The organism is Synechococcus sp. CS-1332 (assembly GCF_025127995.1).
Lineage (GTDB): Bacteria > Cyanobacteriota > Cyanobacteriia > PCC-6307 > Cyanobiaceae > Cyanobium.
The window spans coordinates 1-22,163 of sequence record NZ_JAHLYP010000009.1 but is presented as its reverse complement, the minus strand read 5'-3'; the positions used below and the strand labels follow the sequence as shown (position 1 = coordinate 22,163).

Below are 22,163 nucleotides of genomic sequence, written 5' to 3'. Positions count from 1 at the left end.
CCTCCATGAACCTCGCCTCCGAGGCGGACATCGCCACCAAGGTCGGCCGCATGGCCGAGCGGGTGCGCTGGGGCCATCCCGAGATGGCCCGCCGCGGCATCGATCCCTGCCGCCTGGCGATCGAGGGGGATCCGGATTCACCCGAGGCCTTCTCCTTCCTCGTGCTGGGGGACAGCGGCACCGGGCTGCACCGCCGCGACACCCCCCAGCGGCGGGTGGCCGAGCAGCTGCTCGCCCATGGCGCCGACGCCCGCTTCCTGCTCCACACCGGCGACGTCGTCTACCAGGTGGGCTCCAGCGAGCAGTACCCGGACAACTTCATCCGTCCCTACCGCGAATGGATCATGGGCGGCGAGGACTGGCGCCGGCTGCCCTACGACCAGCTCGTCTTCCGGGTGCCGTTCCTGCCGGTGCTCGGCAACCACGACTACTACGATCTGCCGCTTCCACTGGGGTTGCTCGCCGGCCTGACGGCGCCGCCACGGCGGTTGCTTCGCTCCTGGCTGGATCTGGATGTGGGCTGGCACGGTTCCTTCGTGGGCCAGGCCTGGGCGCACGCCTTCCTCGACGTGCTCTCGGCTGTGCCCGAGCCAGGCCTCGGCGAGCACCTCTCGCGAACCCGCAGTGGGTCCGTCGATGGAGCTGACTGCCTGCTCTACCGCCCCGGCGTTTTCACCCGCCTGCCCCACCGCTACTACACCTTCCGCTGGGCCGGGGTCGACGTGTTCGCCCTGGACTCCAACACCTTCAACCACCCCCTCCCGGCCGGCGCCGATGATGGGGAGCTGCGCCGGCACCGCCATCAGCTCGACGCCAAACGCGCCGACCTACTGCGGTCCCTCGGCCCCCTGACCAGTGACGAGGACGCCCGCGACGATCGGGCCAGCCTGGCCGAGCAGATCGACGAACAGATCCGTGACATCGATAAGCAGCTCGCCAGCAGTGCCTCAGCCCGAGCCGGCCGGACCCAGGCGGTGGACGAGGCCCAGCTGGACTGGTTCACCGATTCCCTGATTGCCTCCTGGCGCAACCCGGCCGTGCGGGGCCGCCTGCTGGTGCTGCACCATCCGCCCTACGTCACCGAGGTCAGCAAGTGGAACCAGGGCCAGACCCTGGCGGTGCGTGCCCAGCTGCGCCGCGTGCTGGATCGGGTGGCCGCCGCCCTCGGCGATCTGCCGGCCGGCCGCCCTTTGCTCGATCTGGCCTTCAGCGGCCACGCCCACTGCCTGGAGCTGCTCAACACCGGTGACACCGGTCACGGCGACGCCCGCATCCCCTGGGCCATCTGCGGCGGCAGCGGCTACAGCCTGCGCCGCCAGCGGCCGGAGGGGCCCGAGCTGCTGGAGGGTCCCCCGGGCAGCGAGCGCGTGGTGGCCCGCTCGCGCCTGTTCCTCGGCCGCAGCGGCCGGGGCTCCGCCCTGCGCCGCGCCTACTCCGCCCTGCGGGTGGAGGTGGCGGCCGGCATCCCCCTGAAGCTCACGCTCACGCCGCTGGTGGCGGAGAAGGTTGAAGGGGAATGGCGGCCCTACCGCGGGGCAGGCATCGCGCTGTAGACCGGCCGGCACAAGCCCCTCGCTCCCATGGACCCCAACGCGGATCTCACCAGCCGGTTCCTCCAGCTCGCCTGCGGCAACTGGGTCACCCAGATGCTGCATGTGGCCGCCGAACTGGCGATCGCCGACCATCTGGCAGCTGCCGGCCCCGAGGGCCTGACGGCCGAGGAGCTCGCCGGGTGCTGCGGCGCCGATGGCGAGGCCCTGTTCCGGCTGCTGCGGGGTCTGGCGAGCCTGGGGCTGTTCGCTGAGAGCGAGAAGGCGCCGCGCCGGTTCGTGCTCACTCCCCTGGCGGAGCTGCTGCGCAGCGACCACCCCGGCTCCCAGCGCCAGTTCGTCCGCATGCTCGGCGGTGAGCACTACGACGCCTGGGCCGACCTGCTTCACAGCGTGCGCACGCAGGAAAGCGCCTTCCGCCACCGCTACGGCGAACCGGTGTTCACGTGGTACGGGAAGAACCCCGAGCGCGGCGCCATCTTCGACGGGGCGATGACCGACTTCTCCCGCGTCGAGACCGAAGGCCTGCTGGCGGCCTACGACTTCAGCGGCCTGCACCATCTCATCGACGTGGGTGGTGGCCGCGGCGGCCTCGCCCCCGGTGGGAGGGTGCTGATCCTCGAGCAGGTGATCGCCCCGGGCAACGCTCCGGCCCCTGGCAAGCTGCTCGACCTCAACATGCTCGTGATGACCGAGGGGGGCCAGGAGCGCACCCCCACGGAGTACGGCCACCTGCTGGAGCGGGCGGGGCTGCGGCTGAGCGCCATCCACCCCACCCCCTCACCGGTCGCGGTGGTGGAGGCGGTGGCGGCCTGATCAAAATGGGTGGGACTGCCGCGCCCCGGACTTGAGCCTCCCCATTGCCCTGCTCACGGTCTCCGACAGCCGCAGCCTCGCCGACGACCCCTCGGGCGATGCCCTGCAGCAGCGGCTGGAGGCGGCCGGCCACCGACTGGTGGAGCGCACCCTGGTGCCCGATGACCGTTACCGCATCCGCGCCGATCTGAGCCGCTGGATCGCCGATCCCGCCGTTCAGGTGGTGATCAGCTCCGGCGGCACCGGCCTCACCGGCCGCGACGGCACCCCCGAGGCCGTGGCGCCCCTGCTCGACAAGACCATCGAGGGTTTCGGGGAGCTGTTCCGGGTGCTGTCGTTTGAGACGATCGGCACCAGCACCCTGCAGAGCCGCGCCCTGGCCGGGGTGGCCAACGGCACGGTGGTGTTCGTGCTGCCCGGCTCCCTCGATGCGGTCACCACCGCCTGGGACCGGCTGATCCGCGCCCAGCTCGACGTCACCACCCGCCCCTGCAACCTGGTGCAGCTGCTGCCGCGGCTCACCGAGTCTGCCGATCAGGCGCCGTGAGGGTCCGCTCCTGGTGGCAGGGTGCCCTCGCCCTGCTGATCGCTGCCGGCTTATCCCTGCTGCCGCCAGCGCTGGCGGGTGCCGGATCCGGCGGCAACGGTGGGGGCAGCGAGGCTCCGGCCGCACCCGGCGATCCCCGCAATGCCACGGTGGCCGCCGGCAGTTTCGAGCTGGCCAAGGTCAGGATCCTTGGCGTTCCCGCCATCACCGTGGCCTCTCCGGTGGTGGGTGACCTGGGCAACGTCCCCAACGCCCAGCGCCGCGCCGAGGTGATCGAAGGCAACCTGCGCCTGCTCTACGACCCGGCGCATCTGTGCAGCGAGAGCGAACAGATCGCCGAGTGGATTCTGCTCCGGGTGATGGGGGGGAACGAGGGGGCCTGTGAGCAGCCTCCGCTCCAGGCGGTCCCGGGCAGTGCCCCCGAGCAGTTGGTGGTGGCGCGCCGGCTGCTGCCGGGTGGGGATGTGGTGCTGGAGGCCAGGGTGCCGGAACGGTCCGAACCTCTGCCGCTGCTCACGATCACCCGCGCCGACGCCAGCCTCAACGGCACCAGCGCCTGGGCCCTGGGGGAACGCTGGCAGCAGCGCCTGCAGAGCCGCCTGCGCCATGCCCGCCGGGTGATGCAGCCGGCCGATCTGCGGCGCCGCTGGCAGTTCACCGTCGCGCTGGTCCTGGCGCTGGCCGTGCTCACCGCCGGCACCCTGTGGCTATGGCGCCTGAACCGCCACCGCCGCGCCAGGCTCCAGGGCCGCCGCAGCCCCACACCGGATCGGGCCCTCGACCACCGCCTGCAGCTCCACCAGGCCCTCGGGCTGGTGCTGCTGCTGGCGGTGCTGCTGGAGTTGATGGTCATGCTGGCCCTGGGGGTGATGGCCGTCCCGGGCAAGGTGCCCCTGGGCCTGCAGCTGCTGCTGCAGCCGGTTCACTCCGTCCTCAAGGTGCTGATCGTGGGGCTGATCGCCCTGCTGGGGCGTTCCCTGGCCACGTTTCTGCTGCACCAGTGGGCCGACAGCGCCAGGGTGCCGGTGGAGGAGCAGGCCCGGCGGGAGCAGCGGCACCGCAGCCTGCTGCGGGTGAGCCACCGCCTCATCGATCTGGCCTGCGTGATCGTGGCGAGCGGCTGGATCCTGATCGACATTCCCGGCCTCCGTGCCGCCTCCTCCTCCCTGCTGCTGGCCGGCGGCGCCCTGCTGGGTGGCCTGGCCCTGGTGTTCCAGGGGCTGCTGCGGGATTTCGCCGCCGGCCTGGCCGTCCTGATCGAAGACCGCTACGCCATCGGCGACTGGGTGGAGATCGGCGGCCTCGAGGGCGATGTGGTGGACGTGGGCGTGCTGAGCACCCAGCTGCGCTGCCTCGACCACCGGGTGGCCGTGATCCAGAACAGCGCCTTCGACCGGGTGGTGAACCACACCAAGCTGCGCTCCGGCGAGGAGGTGAAGCTGCTGGTGTCCCACCGCTGCTCCGACATCGACCAGGCCCTGGCGGTGGTGGCCGAGGAGCTCGCCCTCTTCCACGCCGACACCACCTGGGGACCCCGGCTGCTGGCGGCGCCCCTGCTGCGGGGCGTCAGCGCCACCGGCCCGTTGGGCATCACCCTGAGCGCCCTGCTCACCACCGTGGCCGGCGAGCAATGGGCCTGCTCCCGGGAGCTGCAGCGGCGCCTCGTGGCCCGCTTTCAGCGGGAGGGCCTTCCCCTGGCCGATGGCCTTGAGCTGGCCATCCGCGGCTGATCATCGTGGCGCCAGGCCCCGTGGGTCGCGCCAGAGCAGCAGGCCCTGGCGGCGCAGCTGGTGGAAATCGCCGGCCCGACCATCCCCCCCGCCGGTGAGGCCCCCATCCGGGGCGCCGATCACCCTGCCCTCGGCATCGAAGAGGACGCTGTACTGGTCACAGCACTGGGGCGGCAGATAGTACACCACCTGGTCCCGGTAGCGGTAGCGCCACACCGACTGGGGCGGGTTGCCCGGCGGCCGGGCCTTCAACTCCCTGATCAGCCGCTCCAGCCAGGGTGGCGGACCGGCGGGGGAGGCCAGGGCGGCGGGTCCGGCCAGGCCCATGGTGGCCGTGGCCGCCAGGATCACCCCCCAGGCCAGCCCGAGCCGGGCCGAGCGCCGCAGCTTCCATGGACGCTCGATCGATCGCGGCATGGCCACTGTCATGTCGATCAACGGTACGCTGATTCGGCTCGGGGAAGGTCCATGGCTTCATTGATGGCGGACCACGAAACCTTCATCCGCCAGGCCATCGCACTGTCCCGAAAAGCCGCCCTGGAGTTCGGCACCGGCGGGGCCTTCGGAGCGGTGATCGTCAAGGATGGGGTGGTCATCTCCCAGGGGATGAACCGCGTCGTGGCCAGCCACGATCCCACCTGGCACGGGGAGATGGAGGCGATCCGGCTGGCCTGCATCACCCTGCAGAGCTTCAAGCTGCCCGGCTGCATTCTCTATACCTCTGCCGAGCCCTGCCCGATGTGCATGGCCACCTGTTACTGGGCAGGAATCGAGGAGGTTTATTATGCGGCGACGGTGGAAGATGCCCTCGAATACGGTGATTTCGATGATCGCCCGATCTATGAGCAGCTGGCCCTGCCCAAGGAGAAACGCTCGATCCGGCTGCACCAGATCCTGAGGGAGGAGGCGGTGGAGGTCTGGAAGGACTACCAGGCCAGACCCGACCGCGTTCGCTACTGAGATCCCCCAAGGGTCCGCTCGGGATGGCCCTCAGGCGCTGGTGGCCGGCAAAGCCCGGAACAGCTGCAGCATCAGCGCCAGGCTCGCCAGGATCGCCGCCAGGGTCAGCCGGTGGCCGCGACGGCTACCCGTGCCCTCCAGCCAGGCTTGGCAGCGCCGGCTGATCCAGGGCACCAGCCACCAACCGGTGAGCGCCACGGTGCAGACATTGCCCAGCAGCAGACCGGTGGGACCATCCAGTGGCAGGGGCCGCAGCAGCACCCGCAGCACCGCCACGGTCGGGTAGAGCACCACCAGCACCAGCAGGTTCACCTTCCATATGGGCACGGACTCCCGGCCGGCCTCCCCCAACCAGCGGGCGTAGCCCTCCCAGTCGGAGCGGCCTTCGTAGCGGTAGCCGCCGCGCTCGGCGGTGCTGAGCAGATCGCGCCGTTCCTGGCAGTCCATCCAGCCCATGAAGGCGCCGGGGGTGGTGAAGCTCAGCTCCGACGCATACAGCAGCCGGCCGTCATGGGGTTCACGGCCTAAGGGGGAGGGGGCGGTTTCGGCCACGAAGCCCGGGTGGCGGCGGGCGGCCGCCATCAGCCGCTCCTCCATCGCCAGGAACGCCGCCAGCCCCGCCGGTTCGACGCGATGCAGGAAACGGTGGGTGAACGGTGGCGCCGTCCCGCTGGGGTCGGCGGGCGAGGCGGGCATCGCGGCATCGCGGCGGCGGCCCCACCATGGGCCATCAGGCCGCCGCCAGCCAGCGACGCCGGGCCCGGTCGCTGAGGTCCTCGCCAACCAAGGTGAGCAGGGCATACACCGCCACCAGCGCCAGCAGCTGGTCCCAGGCAAAGGAGCTGAGGCTTTCCAGCAGCTGGCTGCCCAGACCGGTCGCTCCCGCCAGGCCCACCACCACCGATTCCCGCAGGATCACGTCGGCCCGGTAGGCGCCGTAGGCCAGGTAGGGCCGGGCCAGGGCGCTGAAGCGGCCGTAGAGCAGGGCCAGCCGTGGGCCGCTGCCGCCGCAGGCCAGGGCCTCTTCGGCGGCCGGATCGGTGGCGCCTGTGCTCTCCAGCAGCAGCCGGCCCAGCACCCCGAGGTTGTGGAAGCCCAGGGCCAGGGCGGCGGTGATCACCCCCGGCTCCAGCACGAACAGCAGCAGCAGGGCGCTCAGCGGCGGCGGCCACAGGCGCCCCAGGGCCCACAGCAGCCGCAGCCCCTGCCGCGCCCAGCCCAGGGGCGCCACGACGAGCAGCAGCAGCGGAGCCAAACCCACCGCGAGGCTGGCCGCCAGGACGGTGAGCAGCAGGGTGCCCCCCACCAGCCGGGGCCAGGGCAGGGCGGCGGTGGCGGCCCAGTCGCCGCCGCCCAGCCCCGGCAGGGGCTGCCAGTGGAGCAGGGCCGCCGGATCCACCCCCAGCCCGCGGCCCACCAGCAGGCAGAGGGGCACCAGGGCGGCCAGGGTCAGCAACATCTCGCGGCTGCGCTCCCCCACACCCCGCCGGGCCAGCACGAAACGGCCGGGCACCAGCCAGCGACGGCGCAGCAGGCTGATGCACCCCTCCAGGGCCAGCATCACCGCCAGCAGAAGCCACAGGCCGCTCCAGAGTTCATGGAACTCCAGCGATTGCAGCGTCAGCTTCAGATCGGTGCCCAGGCCCCCAAGGCCGAACACCCCCAGCAGGGTGGCGCTGCGCAGGGCGCACTCCAGCCGGTAGCCGCCGTAGCTGAGCACCCCCGGCAGCAGGGCCGGCCCCAGGGCCGTGAGCAGGGCCACCGGCGCCGGGGCTCCCGCCGCCCGCAGGGCTTCGAGGTTGGCGGTGGGCAGGGCATCGAGCAGGTCGGACAGCACCCGCGCCACCAAGGCGCCGAAGGGCAGGGCGATCGCCAGCACCGCCACCGCCGGCTGCAGCCCCACCAGCTGGAGCAGCAGCAGGCCCCAGATCAGTTCATGGATCGCCCGGGGCAAGGCCAGCAGGCGGCGAATCAGCTCCGCCGGCAGGGCGCTGCCGGTCAGGGTGCGCCACACGGTGCGGGAGCTGGCCGCCCCCAGCAGCAGGCCCAGCACCAGGCTGCCGGCCCAGCCCAGCAGGGCCATGCCGGCCGTCACCCCGAGCCCCCCCAGTAGCGACGCGAGCACCACCGGATCCAGCGAGGGGGTCACCGCCGCCAGCGCGAAGCTGCCGATCAGCTCCCAGCCGCCCCCGTGCACCAGGGGCGGCAGCAGGAAAGCAAGCGGCACGAGCACCAGGGCCGGCAGCAGCATCAGCAGCGGCGCGGCCGGTTTCAAGGCGACGGGCCGTGCGGGGTACCCCCGTAGAGGTCCGCCAGCAGGGCCGCGTTCACCCGGGCCACCGGCCCATCGAACAGCACCCGGCCGTCCTTGAGGCCGACGGCCCGATCGAAGCCGTCCAGCAGGTCGGGGCGATGCAGGCTCAGCAGCAGGGCCCGGGGGGCCACGGCCTGGGCCAGCAGCAGGGCCAGCAGCTCGCTGGCCAGGCGCGGATCGAGGCTGGCCAGGGGTTCATCGGCCAGCAGCAGGGTGGGCTCCTGGCGCAGCAGGCGGGCCATCGCCACCCGCTGGCGCTGACCGCCAGAGAGGGCCGTCACCGGCTGCTCCAACAGGGCCGGATCCAGATCCATCGCCCGCAGGGCCACCGCGCAGGCGTCGGTGTCGAGGGGCAGGAGCAGGTTGAGCAGGGCCCGGGGCCAGCCCCAGCGGGCCAGCCGGGCGGCGTTGAGGTTCTGCTGGACAGTGAGCTCCTCGATCAGGCGCAGGTCCTGCCAGAGGGTGCCGATGCGGGCCTGTTGGCGGCGGCGGCCGCGGCGGGAGCGGGCGGGGGCTTGCCCCTCCCACAGCACCGTGCCCGCCACCGGCGCCAGCAGGCCGTTGGCCACCGCCAGCAGGGTGCTCTTGCCGGCGCCACTGGCCCCCAGCAACGCCACCCGCTCGCCGGGGGCCAGGCTCAGATCGACGTCCTCCAGCCGGGGCCGATCGCGGCCGCTGACGCGGATGCCCCGCAGCGCGAGCACGGCGGTGGGGGGGCCGGCGGCCATGACAGACGGAAACAGCAAAGGCTCGGTCCAGATTGCCAGTCGTCAGGCCATGGCCCCTTGGCACGTCAGGCCAGGGGGACGGCCAGCAGACTCTCCCCATCCGCACGCTTGCCCATGACCTCCTCCACGGGTTCCAGACCCTCTCTCCTTGATGGCATCGCCCGGGTGCTGCTGTGCCTGGTGTTCCTCCATGCGGTGATCGGCAAGCTGACGGGGTTCGCCGGGGTGGCCGGGATGATGGCCGGTCGGGGCCTGCCGATCGCGCCGGTGCTGCTGGCGGCCGCCATGGCGTTGATGGCCGTCGGTTCGGTGCTGGTGATCAGCGGCTTCCGGGTGCGGCTCGGGGCGATCCTGCTGCTCCTGTTCCTGGTGCCCACCACCTTGATCTTCCACAACGATCTGGCCGACCCCCAGGAGCGGATCGCGCTGTTGAAGAACCTCTCGATCATGGGGGGCCTGCTGCTGGTGGCCGAGCGTCCCGCGGCCTGAACAGCCAACGGGCTGACGGGCCGGGGCGCCGCAGCCAGGCTGGTTCAACAGTCCCGGTCAGGTCCGTCACCCCATGGCCTTTGCTTCCCCCCGCTCCTACATCCTGCTGTCGGTGGCGGCGGCGGTGGCCACGATCGTGCTCAAGACGGCGGCCTGGCGACTCACCGGCTCGGTGGGCCTGCTCTCGGATGCCATGGAATCCGGGGTGAATCTGGTGGCGGCCCTGGGGGCCTTCTGGGCCCTCAGCCTCGCCGCCAAGCCCGCCGACCGCACCCACCACTACGGCCATTTCAAGGCCGAGTACTTCTCCAGCGGCCTGGAGAGCGTGCTGATCGTGCTGGCCGCACTGGCGATCATCTATTCGGCTGTGGGCCGCCTGCAGACTCCTGAGCCGCTGGAGCAACTGGGGTTGGGCATGGCCCTCTCCCTGGTGGCCACGGTGCTCAACGGCCTGGTGGCCTGGGTGCTGCTGCAGGCCTCCCGCCACTTCCACTCGATCACCCTGCGGGCCGACGCCCACCATCTGTTCACCGACGTCTGGACCTCCTGCGGGGTGCTGGTGGGCATCGGCCTGGTGAAGGTCACCGGCCTGACGATCCTCGACCCGCTGATCGCCATCGCGGTGGCGCTCAACATCACCCTCACCGGCTGGAATCTGCTGCGGGAAACCGCCTCCGGCCTGCTCGACCGTTCGCTCCCCATCGACGAGCAGGAGCAGCTGGAGGCGCTGCTGGCCTCCCATGAAACTGAGGGCATCCGCTTCCACGCCCTGCGCACCCGGGTGGCCGGATCACGCCGCTTCGTGGCCTTCCATGTGCTGGTGCCGGGGCAATGGACGGTCCAGGACGGCCATGACCTCTGCGAGCAGCTGGAGCAGGAGATCGCCATCGCCCTGCCCCGCAGCGATGTGCTGACTCACCTCGAGCCGATCGAGGATCCCAGGGCCTGGGATGACGAGGGATTCCGCTGGGAGGAGGGTTGAGCCCCATACGATCCAGACAGCAGCGAGCGCGTCCCCGATGGCCACCTATCTGATCACCGGCGCCAACCGAGGCATCGGCCTGGAATACTGCCGCCAGCTCCAGACCAGGGGCGACACGGTGGTGGCGGTCTGCCGTACGCCGTCGCCGGAACTGGAAGCCATGGGGGTGCGCATCGAGGCGGGGGTCGACCTCACCGACGGGGCCGCCATCGCCGATCTGGTGGGCCGGCTCGGCCCGCTTTCCATCGACGGGTTGATCCTCAACGCCGGCCTGCTGGAGCGCACCAGCCTGGACAACCTCGACGTCGACAGCCTGCGGCGCCAGTTTGAGGTGAACGCCATCGCCCCCCTGCGGCTCACCCAGGCCCTGATGAATCATCTGCCGCCCGGCGCCAAGGTGATCCTGATGACCAGCCGCATGGGCTCGATCGACGACAACAGCTCCGGCCGCGCCTACGGCTACCGCATGTCGAAGGTGGCGCTCAACATGGCCGGCAAGTCGCTGGCCATCGACCTACGGCCCCAGGGCATCGCCGTGGCTCTGCTGCATCCGGGGATGGTGCGCACCCGCATGACGGGCTTCAGCGACCAGGGCATCAGCACCGAGGAGTCGGTGCACGGCCTGCTGGCCCGCATCGATGCCCTCACCCTGGAGACCAGCGGCCGCTTCTGGCATGCCAACGGCCAGATCCTGCCCTGGTAGGGGACCAGTCGAAACAGGATCAGACCAAGGCAGGCTGATCAGGTCCCAGCCATCTCCCCGTCCGGTTGACGCGGCACAAGGAGGGGCAATCCAGATGGTCTTCCCCACCGCAGCGGCGACCCTCTGCCGGTGCACCGGCGTAGCCGCACCCTGCACAAAGCGCAGATCCGCTTTCCGCACGGACGCAAGCTTGCGGCTCGTGAACATCGACGTGGGCTGGGTGTAGAGCCAGGTCTTTTCATCCGATGGTCCAGCTTTGATGCCATGACCCACCAGCCACTGATCGGTGGCTGTGCGCATGCCAATCATCCCAACCTCAGCCAGGACGTTTATACAGCCTGGTCCTTCTACTGCACCGAACGGAAGCAGCCAGTTCAGGGAGTTGTCCTTGATGGCGATGAAACCATCCAGGCTGCAGGCGGAATAGGACTGGGTTTTCACTGAGGGATTGACGATGTTGAAGGTCGAGGCCAAAGCAGGGGTTAAGCGAGCTTGATTACATCGGTTGCCTTCCATCACAGGCGGCAGTTTTTTGAAGGGCTGAGCGCAAAGAACTGAGTACCTTATGTGCCGCAGATCAGCACCTTGACTGCATCTTTGGCAACCAAGAAAGATCCTTCAGCCGACCTCTCCCTCGCTAGGTTGTTCTTAGTCCAAGAAAAAATTGAACAGATTATGGTATTACACGATGTATTACGCGACAACGTCGACAGCCCTCTCGAGGATCGTGCTCCCAACCTGACACCAGATGAGATCGCAGATTCCCTTGGCGTGCTCACAGGCTGGGATCTTGTCGATGGCCATCACTTGCACAAAGCCTGGACCTTTCAGGACTTCAGCTCAGCCCTCGACTGGGTGCGTCACGCTGGTGTCATTTGTGAGAAGCAGGGCCACCATGCCGATTTCAAGCTGGGCTGGGGTTATGCGGAAGCGATCACCTACACCCACAAGTCTGAAGGACTCACCAGAGCTGATATCGCTCTGGCCACAGAACTTGATTCCATCCAAGGTGTCGATATGAGCTGAGGAGATCTTCTGCCTTCAGTCCAAGCGGACCGAACCACGTTCCCCCAGTTTGTACGGACTTTCAATCAGCCCTCGTGCTGGAGGGGCAATGGTGGGTTCGGTTGAAATTGGCGACGATCAAGCTTTCGCTTCCGTCGTCCTCATCACGCATCATCTCCACGAAGGCCTGATCAAACAACACCTTGGAGATGGGGTAGTTGTGATGGGCATGGATGGGTCGTTCTAAGATTTCATCGATCCCACTGAACGACACCACGATGTCAGCGTGATTGGCGGCTAGATCATCGAGCGATAGGCCATGCAACGGGCTGGTCGAGTCGATGGAATGCATCGCCGTCCAGGTGAGTAGAAATAGGGGTGAATGCTCCCGTTGCAATCTCATCGGATAGAGACGCCGCATTCGGTACCCTTCAACAGTGCGCTCATCGATGGCCAGATAGGCCTGAATTCTGGCCTGCAGAATCGTACGCCTGCGTTCGTTGGCCAATCTGAACATCAAGGAGTGCTGACCGTCGTAGTCATGCATCGTTGCCACCTCCGAGAACAGGATGCGAGCTGTGGACCGTGAAAAGCGTCTGAAGGCCAGTCCCGTGATCAAGGCGATGAACACAATCCCCATCAGCGACTCAATAGTGACGATCACATTCGTATAGAGACTGCTTGGATAGAGGACGCCATACCCAATCGAGCCCAGCGTCTGCACACTGAAAAAGAAAGCGTCGTCAAACCTTGTGGACTGACCCGCCACACCGCCGATGCCGTGGCGATCCAACCAATACAGGCAGGAGAAGGTCAGGTTGAGGAGTAGATAGGCAGCTGCCACCAGCCCGAAGAAAGTGGGCCAAGACACGGCCAGCATCACATCGTTGGGGTAGCGCCAATGCCGGATCCAGTCAGCTGAATTCACGACTGAGACGATGCCGCCGTGCTTCAACAGTCGAATCGAAGCAGTGGGAAAACGCCGGATCGCTCGTTGCTTGCCTGAAGCCATCAGCCGGGCCCTGAACTCTTTCCAACTCTAATCATCACCCCTGCCAATGAGTTCCATTCATTGATTAAAATCCGCCCTACACGAGCGCCTGGTCACGTGGGCTGACTCACAAAGCCACTCAACGCTCGCCATTCCTCGAGTGATCACCACATCCTCAGATTCCAGGCGGGACTGGACACCTGGAGTTACCCCGGCAGCGCGTAGTGGAGCTCAGCAAAGGCCTCTGCCAAAGCCCGCGTCGAGATGAGCCTCAGGGGTGGAAAGACGATCCGCAGCGGCGACCATCTGCTGGTGCACAGGCGTGACCGCACCCTGCACGAAGCGAAGATCTGCCTTCCGCACAGTCGCAAGCTTGCGGCTCGTGAACATCCACGTGGGCTGGGTGTAGAGCCAGGCCTGTTCATCCGATAGTCCAGCTTTGATGCCATGATCCACCAGCCACTGATCGGTGGCTGAGCCCTGGCAATCGCCCCAACCTCCGCCAGGAATTCTTTGTAGCGACGCCTTCGATGCAGCCTATTTCTCCCAGATGCCTGGGTGCGCCATGGCTCAGCATCTGATGCGCCGTCGATCTGCGCCTTGGATGCGTCCTCTGCCCTTTGAAAAAGCCTCTCCAGTTGACGCCAGTTTCGTTAACCTGATCCCAGGAGGAATGGAAGAAATTGAACCATGGAAATACGCGACGAACTCTGCATCCCTGCCCGAGGTGTTGGCCCCGCATTGACCCCCACTGGGTGCGTCATGCCGGAGCCATCTGTGAGGAGCAGGGGCACCGTGATGGTTTCAAGCTGGGATGGGGTTACGCAGAAGCCATCACCTACACCCACGATCCGGAGGGACTGACCCGCTCCGATGTGGTGCTGGCGGCGACGTTCGATGTCATCGTTCACGGAGACGGTCACGCCTGACGGACATTCCTTGCACCACCCCCCAGCTCCAACCACCGCCTGGTCGGGGCGAGGCCATCGGCCGGGCCGGGCTGGGCAGCCTGCTGGCGATCGCATCTGTGGAGGGCCAGCCGAGCGCCATCGCCCGCCGCACGATCACCGCCATCCGCGATCACCTGATCCATCTGCCGATTCCACTGGAGGAGATCATTCCTCTGGACCCTGAGCAGCTGGCCGAGGCCGTGCCGGAGCCCGAGTGGCGCGAACGGATCCTGCGTGGCATGACCGTCCTGGCTCTGATGGAGCGAGAGCCCAGCACCGCTCAGCTGCAATGGTTGCAAGCCACAGCAACGGCCCTCGACATCGGCGACACCGTCGTGACCAGCTTCCGTCATGTTCTCGATGGCCAGTTCAATCTCGTGCGACTCGACATCGCCCGACGCGGCTTTCAGAAGGGAGCCACCCTGAGCTACCTCCGCGATGAAGGGATGGATGGCGCCCTGCAGATCGCCCGCCACCTTCTCCACCGGGAGGACCGCGAACTGGCCGCCCACTACCGCCAGCTGGCCGATTATCCCGAGGCAAGCCTCGGCCGCGCCTACCTCGCCTTCATTGACGACAACGGCTTCAGTGTGCCCGGTGAACGCGGTGGCCCACCGCCGCCGGTCGTGCGCCACGATTGTTGCCACGTGCTCGGCGGCTACGACCCCAGCCGGGCCGGGGAATGCGGGGTGATCGGCTTTCAGGCCGGCTTCGGCCGCAGCGATCCCTTCTACACGATTCTGTTCGCGCTGGCCCAGCTCCAGCTGGGGATCGGCAGCACACCCTTCAACGACGCCGAAACGGACCAGGTCACCCCGGAGGCGGTCATCCATGGCCTGGAACGGGGCAGCAAGGTGAACCGCGACCTGATCAGCGATTGGGACCCCTGGGACGACTTCGACAAGCCGCTGGAGGAGGTGAGAGAGATGTACGGGATCGCGCCTTGATCCCACGGCAGGTTCTGCTGCCCTGGAAACTCTCGACGTTGGGGGCCCCGGGCCTGGCGGCCCCGGGGCATTACCGGGCCCCTGTTTCTTCCCGGCCTGGTGCGCACCCGCGTGACAGGCTTCAGCGACCAGGCGATCAGCACCGAGGAGTCGGTGCACGGCCTGCTGGAGCGCATCGATGCCCGCAGCCTGGAGACGAGCGGCAGCTTCTGGCATGCCAACGGCCAGAACCTGCCTTGGTAGGGCCGGAGGCAGTCACCCCTTGAGGCAGTGCTTGTGCACGAAGGGGCTGGTCATGGCCCGCAGCAGGGCGCTGTAGCCAGGCTGGAAGCGCAGCTCCTCACCCACCCGCAACGGCCGCTCCGCCTCCACCACCAGGTGATCGCTGCTGGCCCCCACGATCGACACCCCCGGTGGCGGCACCAGGTCCGCCGGATCCACATCCTGAACACCCAGCGCCAGCAGGCCCCGCTGCCGCCAGCCCCGGTCCGGCGCTGGGGCTGCGGCCGTGGCCAGGAAGCTGGTGAGCCCCTGTTCCCCCCAGGGCCGGCTGGGTTTGCGTTTCACTTCGATCAGCTCGCCCACCAGGGAGAAGGCATCGGTGTGGAGGCCGGGAATGGGGCAGCGTGCCAGGGGTTCCCGCCCCAGCAGCAGGGCCTCCCCCAGCCGCAGATGGTTGATCCGCCCCGGGGCGCCCCCCCGGGCCAGCCAGGGGAGATTGGCCGAATTACCCCCCGAGACCAGCTCGAGCCTGATGCCGAGGCGGGCTTCGAGAGCGTCCGCCAGGGCCGAGAGCTCCGCCATGTTGGCCGCGTCAGGGGCCACCCCGTGCTGGCAGCCCAGGTTGGTGCCGATCCCCACCAGCCGCAGCGACGGCAGGCCCAGGGTGAGCCTGGCGATGGCTTCGAGATCACGGGGCAGGAGGCCCTCGCGCCGATCGCCCAGCTCCACCATCAGCAGCACGCCATGGCGCCGGCGCTGACGCTGGGCCGCCGCCGCCAGCGCCTGGATCACAAGCGGTTCGCTGTGGCAACTGCTGGTGACATGGGCCACCACCTGCTCCACCTGGCTGAGCATCGGGGTACGGATCAGCAGCGTCGGCGTTGTGAGGCCGCCGCGGGCCAGGCCTTCCAGCGTTTCGATGCGTGAGTCGCCGATCGAGGTCACGCCGGCCGCCAGCCAGGTGCGCACGATTTCGGGCCTGCCGAGGCAGGCCTTGCCCACCGCCGTGACCGCGATCCCCTGGCCCGCCAGGCGGCGCACCAGCGTGGCGGCGTTGTGGTGCAGGCGGTCGAGATCGATCTCGAGCCGCGGGGCGCTCACGCCATCGCCGCCAGTTCCGCGCCGAGTTCGGGGAAGGACCTCACCACCATCTGCACCAGGCGCTCGGGGGCGCTGGTGAGCGGGTCGGTGACCGGGATGTGGAGTTCCGCCTCGTAGAGGGCAATGGCGGCGGAGATCTGGGCGGAGTTCATACCCTCGTGGTTGAGCGTGAGGCCGATCACCCTGGTGGGTGCAAAGGCCTCGATCAGCGTGATCTCGCTGTGGGGCGTGGGCATCGCCACGCCGGGGAAATCACAGCGTTGGCGGCGTCTGGGCGCGTGCTGGAGGATCACGGCCTGGGGCTGGGCGCCCCGCAGGATGAAGGTGGAGGAGAGGTAAGCCGGATGGCTGAGCGCTCCTTGACCCTCGATCACGATCACCTCGGGATGCTCGTTGTTGAAGGCGTCCACCACGGCGGCCTCCACCTCACCGGAGCAGAACTGGGAGGGAATCGCATCGAGCGGCAGGCCGTAACGGCCGCCCTGGATGATGCCGGTCTGCCCCGTGGACACCAGCGCCGCGTGGATGCCGTGATCGTTGAGGGTCGCCGCCAGCAGCGTGGCGGTGGTGCGTTTGCCGATGGCGCCATCCGTGCCGAGCACGGCGATGCGCCGGCAGGTGACGTTGCTGATCGCGCCACTGAACAGCCGCAGATCCTTCAGAGCCGGCGGCCGGCGCACATCCTGGATCGTCACCCGGTGCCCTGCGGCGCTGGCGGCGAAGACAGGGTCATCCGCCAGAAACTCGCGCATGCCACTCACCAGGGACAAGCCGGCCGCCATGGCGGCCAGAAGAACCTGCCGGTCGCTGGAGCTGTACAGACCATCGGCCGGGGCCATGCCATAGATGAACGCTTCCGGGGTGGGGCCGCCGAGGCGGAACGCGGCCGCCAGATCGGCCACGATCGGGATGCCATTGGGGAGGCCATCGAGCAGCTCCCCGGCGTCACGGCCGGCGGCCTGGCTGTCGATCACGGCCACGATCCGGTAGAGGGCGCTGTAACGCACCAGCCCGTGAGCGGTCTTGCCGTCGGCGCTGGCGAACTGCCCTTCGCAATAGACCACGGCTGCCATGGGTGTGGTCAGCGGGGTGGACGTCGCCTGCGGCTGGGCAAGGACGCGCCCCGACAAGGGCGAGCCGATGGCCCGGGAGGAAGCTGTCAAGTGGTTCTGATCCTTTCTGAAGGCTCAGGGGAGGCGGCCGCATGGTCTGCCGATCGCCGAACCGAGCAGGGATAACCACTGGCCCCCACTAAGCGGAAGCGTATCGGATGATACTAAGCGATCCAGAGCGCTGGCCGTGGCCCCTACGGCCCTGGCAGGGCTAAGGCAGGGCCAGCTGCAGCTGCAGCTGCAGGGTCAGGATGCGGCTGCCCCGCTGCACGGTCAGGCCGAGGGGCCGGCCCGCCGGGTGGGCGGCCACCCGCTGGATCACCTGGCGGGCACTGCTGACGGGCTGGCCGTCGATCGCCGTGATCCCATCGCCGACCCGCAGGCCGGAGCGCTCGGCCAGCGAACCAGGCGCCACCTGATGGATCTCCACCCGGCCGCCATGGGTTTCCAGATACACCCCAAGCTTCAGGCCCGCCGGCGGCAATGACGCCACTCCGAAGACCGCCGTGGCCAGCCCAGGCTGGAGTTCGGCGCAGTCGAGCGTGTCCTCCCAGGGCAGTAGCCAGGCCGCCTCACCCAGCCCAAGGGCCCGCAGCTGATGGGGCACGCCGTGGCCACCGGCCAGATGGCCGTTGCCGATGAGGGCCACCACCGGGGTCCCGGGGCGCCGACGTCGCTGGTCGGTGATGGCCTCGGCCATGGCCCGGTCCCACAGCTGCTGGCTCTCCACGAAGCGTCGGAAGGAGGGATCCTCCAGCCCGGGCCGCCGCTGGCCGCTGCTGGGCACAAAAGGATGGTGCTGCCAGAGCCGGTGCAGCTGGAGGCGATAGGCCTGGCTGGGCGGCGCCGGACGGCCCACCCCCTCCCGCTCGGCGGCGGGCACCGCCGCGAAGCCCTCGGCCCGCACCCGCCGCACCAGCCGCCGCTCCACATTCAGGGCCAGCAGCGGCACCCGGCGGTCGTGGGCGAAGCGCAGGATCGGCAGGTAAAGCTCGGCGTCGTAGCCCCAGATGGCCGGCCAGTCGAGGGCCGCGAGGAAGGAGCGCTCCCCCAGCCCGCCGGCCACCCAGCGATCGAGCACCGGCTGCAGCCGGCGCGGCACCATCTCCAGGCCAAGGCTGAGAGTGGGGCTCCGCGCCAGCAAGGCCGCGAGCGTGGCCAGCTGCCACTGGTGGTGGGCGGCGCTGTCGTGGCGTTCTCCCAGCAACAGCACCGGGCGCCGGGCCAGGCGATCAAGCAGGTCGTCGGCCGCCACCGTCCGGGGACCGGCTGCGGTGGGCTCCACCCAGGCGCCGGCGGGCACGCAGGTGGCGGCGGCCGCAGGGCCCGGCGACCCAAGCAGGGCGGCCAGGGTCAAAGCCAGCCCGGCGGTCCGATGCCCGCGGCGGAGGCGGCTCAGCGGATCTTGCCGATCTGGCGGCCCACATCTTCGATCATGGTGTAAGCCTTGGCGTTGGCCGCAGTGAACTGCTGGGCCCCGAACAGGGCCAGGATCTGCTTCTGGGTGGGGTTGCTGGCGCGCCAGCTGAGAATCGACTGCTGCACCTTGGCGGTGAAGCCCTTGCCGAAGCGCTTGTCGAGGTCCGGCTGGGCGATCCAGTGGTAGTCGGGATAGCCCGTGGTTCTCCAGAGGACGAACACCTTGGCGGGGTTGGCCTTGCCGTCGTGGAGGTTGGCGTTCCACACCTGCTCGTTCACCGCGCCGGCGTCATAGGCGCCGCTCTGCACCAGGGCAATGGTGGCGTCATGGCTGCCGCTGAAGCCGGGAGCACCACCGGCGAAGTCGGACAGCTTCACCCCCGCCTTGCCCAGGAAGAACTGGGGCATGAGCCGACCGGAGGTGGAGCTTTCGGAGCCGAAGGTGAAGCGCTTGCCCTTCAGTTCCGCCAGCCCCCTGGCGCTGGTGACGGGCTTGAGGCCGCTGCGGCTGTTAGCGATGAAGACGGTGCGGAATGACACGTCGATGTCGCGCTGGGCGAGCACCCGGGCGCCCGGCTTCTGCAGCCGGGCCTGCACGCCGGTGAGCCCGCCGAACCAGACCAGGTCGAGGGCACCGGTGCGGAAGGCGCTGACGGCGGCGACGTAGTCGACCACCGGCACGTAGACCACCTTCACCCCCAGCTGCCGGCCCAGTTCCTCGGCCACCAGCGGATAGAGGCGGTTGAGCTTCTCCGGCTTCTGGTCGGGGATGGCACCGAGACGCAGCACCTTCTGGCTCTGCTGGGCGCCCGCCGGCGCCAGCAGGCCGGGAAGGGGGGCGGCGGCGGGGGCCAGCAGGGGCAGCAGCGCCAGCGACACCCCCATCAGAGCAGCGGTGGCGCGGATCCGGAACATGCACATCGGGGTTGGGAAGCGCAGGCGGCCTTTGATCCACTATGGCGAGCAGGTGGGCGGCGGCCTGCACCCCCCTTTCCTGGGTCAGCTCCATGGCGGTCTGCCTCCCCATCGACACTTTCCTGGGGGGCGGCGGCGCGCTGATCGACGTGCGCACGCCGGCCGAATTCCGCCAGGGCCACATTCCCGGTGCCGCCAATCTGCCCCTGTTCAGTGATGCCGAGCGGGCCGAGGTGGGCACGCTCTACAAGCAGCAGGGCCGCCAGGCCGCGGTGCTGAGGGGTCTGGCTCTGGTGGGTCCGCGGATGGAGGCCCTGGCCGCCGATCTGGTGGCCTGGAGCAAACGCTCGTCAGGGGCGCCCCTGCGGCTGCACTGCTGGCGCGGCGGCATGCGTTCGGCCAGCGTCGCCTGGCTGGCCCAGCAGCTGGAGCTGCCGGTGCTGCTGCTGGAAGGGGGCTACAAGAGCTATCGGCGCTGGGTGCTGGAGCTGTTCGAACGGCCCTGGCCCCTGCAGCTGCTGGGGGGCCGCACCGGCAGCGGCAAGACCGAACTGCTGCTGGCCCTGCAGGGGCTGGGGGCGGCGGTGGTGGATCTGGAGGGCCTGGCCCACCACCGCGGCAGCAGCTTCGGCGGCCTGGGCCTGCCGGAGCAGCCGAGCAGCGAGCACTATGAGAACCGCCTCGCCGCCGCCCTGGCGCCCCTGGCCGGTGCCGACCAGATCTGGCTGGAGGCCGAGAGCGCCATGGTGGGCCGCTGCCGCATCCCCGCCGGCCTGTGGCGCCAGATGAAGGCCGCGCCGGTGCTGGCGGTGGAGCGGCCCCTGGAGGAGCGGGTGGCCCACCTGGTGGAGATCTACGGCGCCCAGGATCCCCTCGCCCTGGCGGAGGCCACCGGGCGCATCGCCAAGCGGCTGGGGCCCCAGCGCACCGCCCTGGCCCTCGAGGCGATCGAGCGGAGCGACTGGGCCACCGCCTGCCGCCAGATGCTCGATTACTACGACCGTTGCTACGACCACGACCTGGATGGCCATGCCTGCTCGGCGGTGGATCTGGGCGGCCTTGCGGCCCCGGAGGCCGCCCGCCAGCTCGTCAACCGGGGCCTTGTGACGCTGCAGCAGCCTCACTCCGGCTGACCACCCGTCCAATCAGGCGGGCCTCCGGGAAGCCGGCCCGCTGGAGGGCGGCCAGGGCCGCCGGTGCCCGCTGCGCCGGCAGCGCCGCCAGCAGTGGACCGCAGGTCTGGGGATCGATCAGCAGCGCCGCCAGGGCCGCCGAGGCCGCTTGTGCCTCGGTGCCACCATCGGCCGAAATCAGCCGCACCGGCCCCTCCAGAAGGGCGAGGGCGGCGGCATTGGCGGGGGCCAGGCTGCTGGCGAAGCCCCGCTCCAATAGCTCCAGGGCGCCGGGATAGGCGGGGATGGCGGCGCCATCAAGCTCCACCGCCACCCCCGCGCCGCTGGCGTCCAGCATCTCCCCCAGGTGGCCCAGCAGGCCGAAGCCGGTGATATCGGTGCAGACGCCGCAGCCGTGGGCGGCCAGCAGCGGCACCAGGGGCGCCTGACAGTGCTGCATCGCCACCAGCAGCGCCTCCATCCAGGCGGGCGCGGCGGCACCGGCCATGGCGGCGGCGAACAGCACGCCGCTGCCCAGGGGCCGGCTCAGCAGCAGAGCGTCTCCGGGGCGCAGCGGCCCCTTGCGCCAGTGGGCCGCCGGCGCCACCCGGCCATTCACGGTCAAGGCCAGGGCCAGGCCCGCCCCATCCCGGCCCTCCAGGGTGTGGCCGCCGATCAGGGCGGCCCCGAGGGGCTCCAGCACCGAGCAGACTCCGGCCAGGGTCTGCAGCAGCAGCTCCTCCTGAACGGAGGCGGCCGCCTCCGGCACCGTGACCAGGGCCTGCACGCTCTGTACCGCCGCGCCACTGGCCCAGAGGTCACTGCAGGCATGCAGGGTGGTGAGCCGCCCGTTCAGCCAGGGGTCGTCCACCAGGGCCGGGAAGCCATCGACGCTCTGCAGCAGCAGGCCGCCGTCGGCACAGGTGGCCACTTCGGCCGCGTCTTCCGCCAACGGCGGCTTGCCGCCAGGGTCGAGCCTGGCCAGGGCGGCCGTCAGGGGGGCGGCCCCCAGCTTGGCGGCGCAGCCGCGGCAGGCCATGGCGGCGGCAGCCATCGGCTGGAGCGTGGCGAAGCGGGCCATGAAGGCCCCATCGATGCGCTGCTTCCAGTGCCAGATCCAGCCCGATGGCCCCAGGGCCACCGATCCGAAGAAGGCCAGGGCCCTGGGGCCGTCGGGGTGCCAGCCGCCGTCGCCGAGCAACTGCAGGGCCCGCGCCTGGGGCCGCCAGGACCGCAGTGGCCGCGGCGGCTCCAGGACGCTGCGGCGCAGGTTGTCCGCCAGCACCGGCGCCGCCCGCACGGCCCACACCCCCGAGGGGGGCCGGGGATCGGTGGCGATCAGGCCGCAGTCGCCACTGGCGAACAGGGCCGGATGGCCGACCACCGCCAGGCTCCGGTGGGTCAGCACGCGGCCGCTTTCCGTGTCCACCGGCAGCCCGGCGGCCGCCAGCCAGGCGGGGGCGCGGCTGCCGGTGCAGGCCAGATCGGCCGGGGCCCCGGCCGGCGCCCGCCGCTGGATGGGGATGGCGGCCTGGGCCAGCAGCCGTTCACCGGCCCGGGGGGGGGGGGG

At 69.6% G+C, this 22,163-nt stretch carries 25 protein-coding genes; 15 read left to right on the top strand and 10 right to left on the bottom strand.

Translation table 11 applies throughout. The annotated features are described in order from the left end of the window. Nucleotides 1-5 precede the first annotated feature (5 nt). Genes KQ305_RS01410 through KQ305_RS01395 form a run of 4 tightly spaced genes read left to right on the top strand, consistent with a single transcriptional unit; the run spans nt 6 to nt 4,643 of the window. The gene (locus KQ305_RS01410; RefSeq protein WP_259723670.1) at nt 6-1,553 is read left to right on the top strand and encodes a metallophosphoesterase; all 1,548 of its coding nucleotides are present in this window, start codon (nt 6-8) and stop codon (nt 1,551-1,553) included. A 27-nt stretch (nt 1,554-1,580) separates the two neighbouring features. After that, nucleotides 1,581-2,366 carry an acetylserotonin O-methyltransferase gene (locus tag KQ305_RS01405; RefSeq protein ID WP_259723669.1) on the top strand — a complete coding sequence of 262 codons (786 nt, stop codon included), beginning with the start codon at nt 1,581-1,583 and terminating at the stop codon, nt 2,364-2,366. A gap of 31 nt (nt 2,367-2,397) precedes the next feature. After that, nucleotides 2,398-2,913, top strand: a complete 516-nt coding sequence (gene moaB / locus KQ305_RS01400) for a molybdenum cofactor biosynthesis protein B (protein ID WP_259723668.1) — start codon at nt 2,398-2,400, stop codon at nt 2,911-2,913. Next, on the top strand, nt 2,910-4,643 hold the full coding sequence (locus KQ305_RS01395) for a mechanosensitive ion channel family protein (RefSeq protein WP_259723667.1): 1,734 nt from the start codon (nt 2,910-2,912) through the stop codon (nt 4,641-4,643). The genes moaB and KQ305_RS01395 overlap by 4 nt, the downstream gene beginning before the upstream one ends. On the opposite strand, the gene KQ305_RS01390 is transcribed toward KQ305_RS01395, so the two are convergent. Next, complete coding sequence (locus KQ305_RS01390) at nt 4,644-5,060, bottom strand: DUF6970 domain-containing protein (RefSeq protein WP_259723666.1); 417 nt, start codon at nt 5,058-5,060, stop codon at nt 4,644-4,646. It lies immediately after the preceding gene. A gap of 63 nt (nt 5,061-5,123) precedes the next feature. On the opposite strand from KQ305_RS01390, the gene KQ305_RS01385 reads away from it, so the two are divergent. Beyond that, nucleotides 5,124-5,603, top strand: coding sequence for a nucleoside deaminase (locus tag KQ305_RS01385; RefSeq protein ID WP_259723665.1), 480 nt, complete (start codon nt 5,124-5,126; stop codon nt 5,601-5,603). Between the two features lie 30 nt (nt 5,604-5,633). Here KQ305_RS01385 and KQ305_RS01380 read toward each other — a convergent pair whose 3' ends face one another. From KQ305_RS01380 to KQ305_RS01370, 3 genes are read right to left on the bottom strand one after another with little or no spacing between them, the layout of a single operon-like run. Then, nucleotides 5,634-6,299, bottom strand: coding sequence for a hypothetical protein (locus KQ305_RS01380; RefSeq protein ID WP_259723664.1), 666 nt, complete (start codon nt 6,297-6,299; stop codon nt 5,634-5,636). Between the two features lie 34 nt (nt 6,300-6,333). Next, on the bottom strand, nt 6,334-7,878 hold the full coding sequence (locus KQ305_RS01375) for an ABC transporter permease (RefSeq protein WP_259723663.1): 1,545 nt from the start codon (nt 7,876-7,878) through the stop codon (nt 6,334-6,336). Continuing rightward, entirely contained in the window at nt 7,875-8,645 is a 771-nt protein-coding gene (locus tag KQ305_RS01370; RefSeq protein ID WP_259723662.1) for an ATP-binding cassette domain-containing protein, read from the bottom strand. Before KQ305_RS01370 ends, KQ305_RS01375 begins: the two co-directional genes overlap by 4 nt. A gap of 114 nt (nt 8,646-8,759) precedes the next feature. Here KQ305_RS01370 and KQ305_RS01365 point away from each other — a divergent pair, with 114 nt between their 5' ends. From KQ305_RS01365 to KQ305_RS01345, 5 genes are all read left to right on the top strand, one after another. Next, a complete protein-coding gene (locus KQ305_RS01365) occupies nt 8,760-9,134 on the top strand; it encodes a DoxX family protein (RefSeq protein WP_259723661.1) in 375 nt (124 codons plus the stop codon). 73 nt (nt 9,135-9,207) lie between these two features. Continuing rightward, complete coding sequence (locus tag KQ305_RS01360; protein WP_259723660.1) at nt 9,208-10,116, top strand: cation diffusion facilitator family transporter; 909 nt, start codon at nt 9,208-9,210, stop codon at nt 10,114-10,116. A gap of 37 nt (nt 10,117-10,153) precedes the next feature. Continuing rightward, the gene (locus KQ305_RS01355) at nt 10,154-10,819 is read left to right on the top strand and encodes an SDR family oxidoreductase (protein WP_259723659.1); all 666 of its coding nucleotides are present in this window, start codon (nt 10,154-10,156) and stop codon (nt 10,817-10,819) included. 264 nt (nt 10,820-11,083) lie between these two features. Then, a complete protein-coding gene (locus KQ305_RS01350) occupies nt 11,084-11,263 on the top strand; it encodes a hypothetical protein (protein ID WP_259723658.1) in 180 nt (59 codons plus the stop codon). 123 nt (nt 11,264-11,386) lie between these two features. Next, nucleotides 11,387-11,845 carry a 4a-hydroxytetrahydrobiopterin dehydratase gene (locus KQ305_RS01345; protein WP_259723657.1) on the top strand — a complete coding sequence of 153 codons (459 nt, stop codon included), beginning with the start codon at nt 11,387-11,389 and terminating at the stop codon, nt 11,843-11,845. Between the two features lie 61 nt (nt 11,846-11,906). On the opposite strand, the gene KQ305_RS01340 is transcribed toward KQ305_RS01345, so the two are convergent. Further along, a complete protein-coding gene (locus KQ305_RS01340; protein ID WP_259723656.1) occupies nt 11,907-12,836 on the bottom strand; it encodes an ion channel in 930 nt (309 codons plus the stop codon). A gap of 544 nt (nt 12,837-13,380) precedes the next feature. Here KQ305_RS01340 and KQ305_RS01335 point away from each other — a divergent pair. The 4 genes from KQ305_RS01335 (at nt 13,381) to KQ305_RS01320 (ending at nt 14,955) form a co-directional block, all read left to right on the top strand. Next, a complete protein-coding gene (locus KQ305_RS01335; RefSeq protein WP_259723655.1) occupies nt 13,381-13,560 on the top strand; it encodes a hypothetical protein in 180 nt (59 codons plus the stop codon). Nucleotides 13,561-13,570: 10 nt separating this feature from the next. Next, nucleotides 13,571-13,744 (top strand): 4a-hydroxytetrahydrobiopterin dehydratase, encoded by a 174-nt coding sequence (locus tag KQ305_RS01330; protein WP_259723654.1) that lies wholly within the window; start codon nt 13,571-13,573, stop codon nt 13,742-13,744. Nucleotides 13,745-13,842: 98 nt separating this feature from the next. Next, nucleotides 13,843-14,712: a hypothetical protein gene (locus KQ305_RS01325; protein WP_259723653.1), complete on the top strand. Its 870-nt coding sequence runs from the start codon at nt 13,843-13,845 to the stop codon at nt 14,710-14,712. 99 nt (nt 14,713-14,811) lie between these two features. Then, nucleotides 14,812-14,955 carry a hypothetical protein gene (locus KQ305_RS01320; RefSeq protein ID WP_311134304.1) on the top strand — a complete coding sequence of 48 codons (144 nt, stop codon included), beginning with the start codon at nt 14,812-14,814 and terminating at the stop codon, nt 14,953-14,955. Between the two features lie 12 nt (nt 14,956-14,967). On the opposite strand, the gene KQ305_RS15335 is transcribed toward KQ305_RS01320, so the two are convergent. The 4 genes from KQ305_RS15335 to KQ305_RS01295 all read right to left on the bottom strand — a co-directional run bounded on the left by KQ305_RS15335 (nt 14,968) and on the right by KQ305_RS01295 (nt 19,481). Next, nucleotides 14,968-16,035, bottom strand: coding sequence for an alanine/ornithine racemase family PLP-dependent enzyme (locus tag KQ305_RS15335; protein WP_311134303.1), 1,068 nt, complete (start codon nt 16,033-16,035; stop codon nt 14,968-14,970). Further along, nucleotides 16,032-17,198 (bottom strand): DUF1611 domain-containing protein, encoded by a 1,167-nt coding sequence (locus KQ305_RS01305; RefSeq protein WP_259723652.1) that lies wholly within the window; start codon nt 17,196-17,198, stop codon nt 16,032-16,034. The genes KQ305_RS15335 and KQ305_RS01305 overlap by 4 nt, the downstream gene beginning before the upstream one ends. 160 nt (nt 17,199-17,358) lie before the next feature. Beyond that, the gene (locus KQ305_RS01300; RefSeq protein WP_259723651.1) at nt 17,359-18,504 is read right to left on the bottom strand and encodes a ChaN family lipoprotein; all 1,146 of its coding nucleotides are present in this window, start codon (nt 18,502-18,504) and stop codon (nt 17,359-17,361) included. A 38-nt stretch (nt 18,505-18,542) separates the two neighbouring features. Then, nucleotides 18,543-19,481 carry a putative selenate ABC transporter substrate-binding protein gene (locus KQ305_RS01295; protein ID WP_259723650.1) on the bottom strand — a complete coding sequence of 313 codons (939 nt, stop codon included), beginning with the start codon at nt 19,479-19,481 and terminating at the stop codon, nt 18,543-18,545. A 92-nt stretch (nt 19,482-19,573) separates the two neighbouring features. On the opposite strand from KQ305_RS01295, the gene mnmH reads away from it, so the two are divergent. Further along, a complete protein-coding gene (gene mnmH, locus KQ305_RS01290; RefSeq protein ID WP_259723649.1) occupies nt 19,574-20,614 on the top strand; it encodes a tRNA 2-selenouridine(34) synthase MnmH in 1,041 nt (346 codons plus the stop codon). Here mnmH and selD read toward each other — a convergent pair. Further along, nucleotides 20,571-22,163: selenide, water dikinase SelD (gene selD / locus KQ305_RS01285; protein ID WP_259723648.1), on the bottom strand; the 1,593-nt coding region annotated here is incomplete at its 5' end. The two genes, mnmH and selD, sit on opposite strands and share 44 nt — an antisense overlap.

Bases quoted from the DNA above. Each gene is read 5' to 3' on its own strand.
- KQ305_RS01360 (WP_259723660.1), top strand. From the start codon at position 9,208: ATGGCCTTTGCTTCCCCCCGCTCCTACATCCTGCTGTCGGTGGCGGCG.
- KQ305_RS01340 (WP_259723656.1), bottom strand. From the start codon at position 12,836: ATGGCTTCAGGCAAGCAACGAGCGATCCGGCGTTTTCCCACTGCTTCG.
- KQ305_RS01390 (WP_259723666.1), bottom strand. From the start codon at position 5,060: ATGCCGCGATCGATCGAGCGTCCATGGAAGCTGCGGCGCTCGGCCCGG.
- KQ305_RS01350 (WP_259723658.1), top strand. From the start codon at position 11,084: ATGACCCACCAGCCACTGATCGGTGGCTGTGCGCATGCCAATCATCCC.
- KQ305_RS01410 (WP_259723670.1), top strand. From the start codon at position 6: ATGAACCTCGCCTCCGAGGCGGACATCGCCACCAAGGTCGGCCGCATG.
- mnmH (WP_259723649.1), top strand. From the start codon at position 19,574: ATGGCGGTCTGCCTCCCCATCGACACTTTCCTGGGGGGCGGCGGCGCG.
- KQ305_RS01405 (WP_259723669.1), top strand. From the start codon at position 1,581: ATGGACCCCAACGCGGATCTCACCAGCCGGTTCCTCCAGCTCGCCTGC.
- KQ305_RS01385 (WP_259723665.1), top strand. From the start codon at position 5,124: ATGGCGGACCACGAAACCTTCATCCGCCAGGCCATCGCACTGTCCCGA.
- KQ305_RS01295 (WP_259723650.1), bottom strand. From the start codon at position 19,481: ATGTTCCGGATCCGCGCCACCGCTGCTCTGATGGGGGTGTCGCTGGCG.
- KQ305_RS01365 (WP_259723661.1), top strand. From the start codon at position 8,760: ATGACCTCCTCCACGGGTTCCAGACCCTCTCTCCTTGATGGCATCGCC.
- KQ305_RS01335 (WP_259723655.1), top strand. From the start codon at position 13,381: ATGGCTCAGCATCTGATGCGCCGTCGATCTGCGCCTTGGATGCGTCCT.
- KQ305_RS01380 (WP_259723664.1), bottom strand. From the start codon at position 6,299: ATGCCCGCCTCGCCCGCCGACCCCAGCGGGACGGCGCCACCGTTCACC.
- KQ305_RS01355 (WP_259723659.1), top strand. From the start codon at position 10,154: ATGGCCACCTATCTGATCACCGGCGCCAACCGAGGCATCGGCCTGGAA.
- KQ305_RS01370 (WP_259723662.1), bottom strand. From the start codon at position 8,645: ATGGCCGCCGGCCCCCCCACCGCCGTGCTCGCGCTGCGGGGCATCCGC.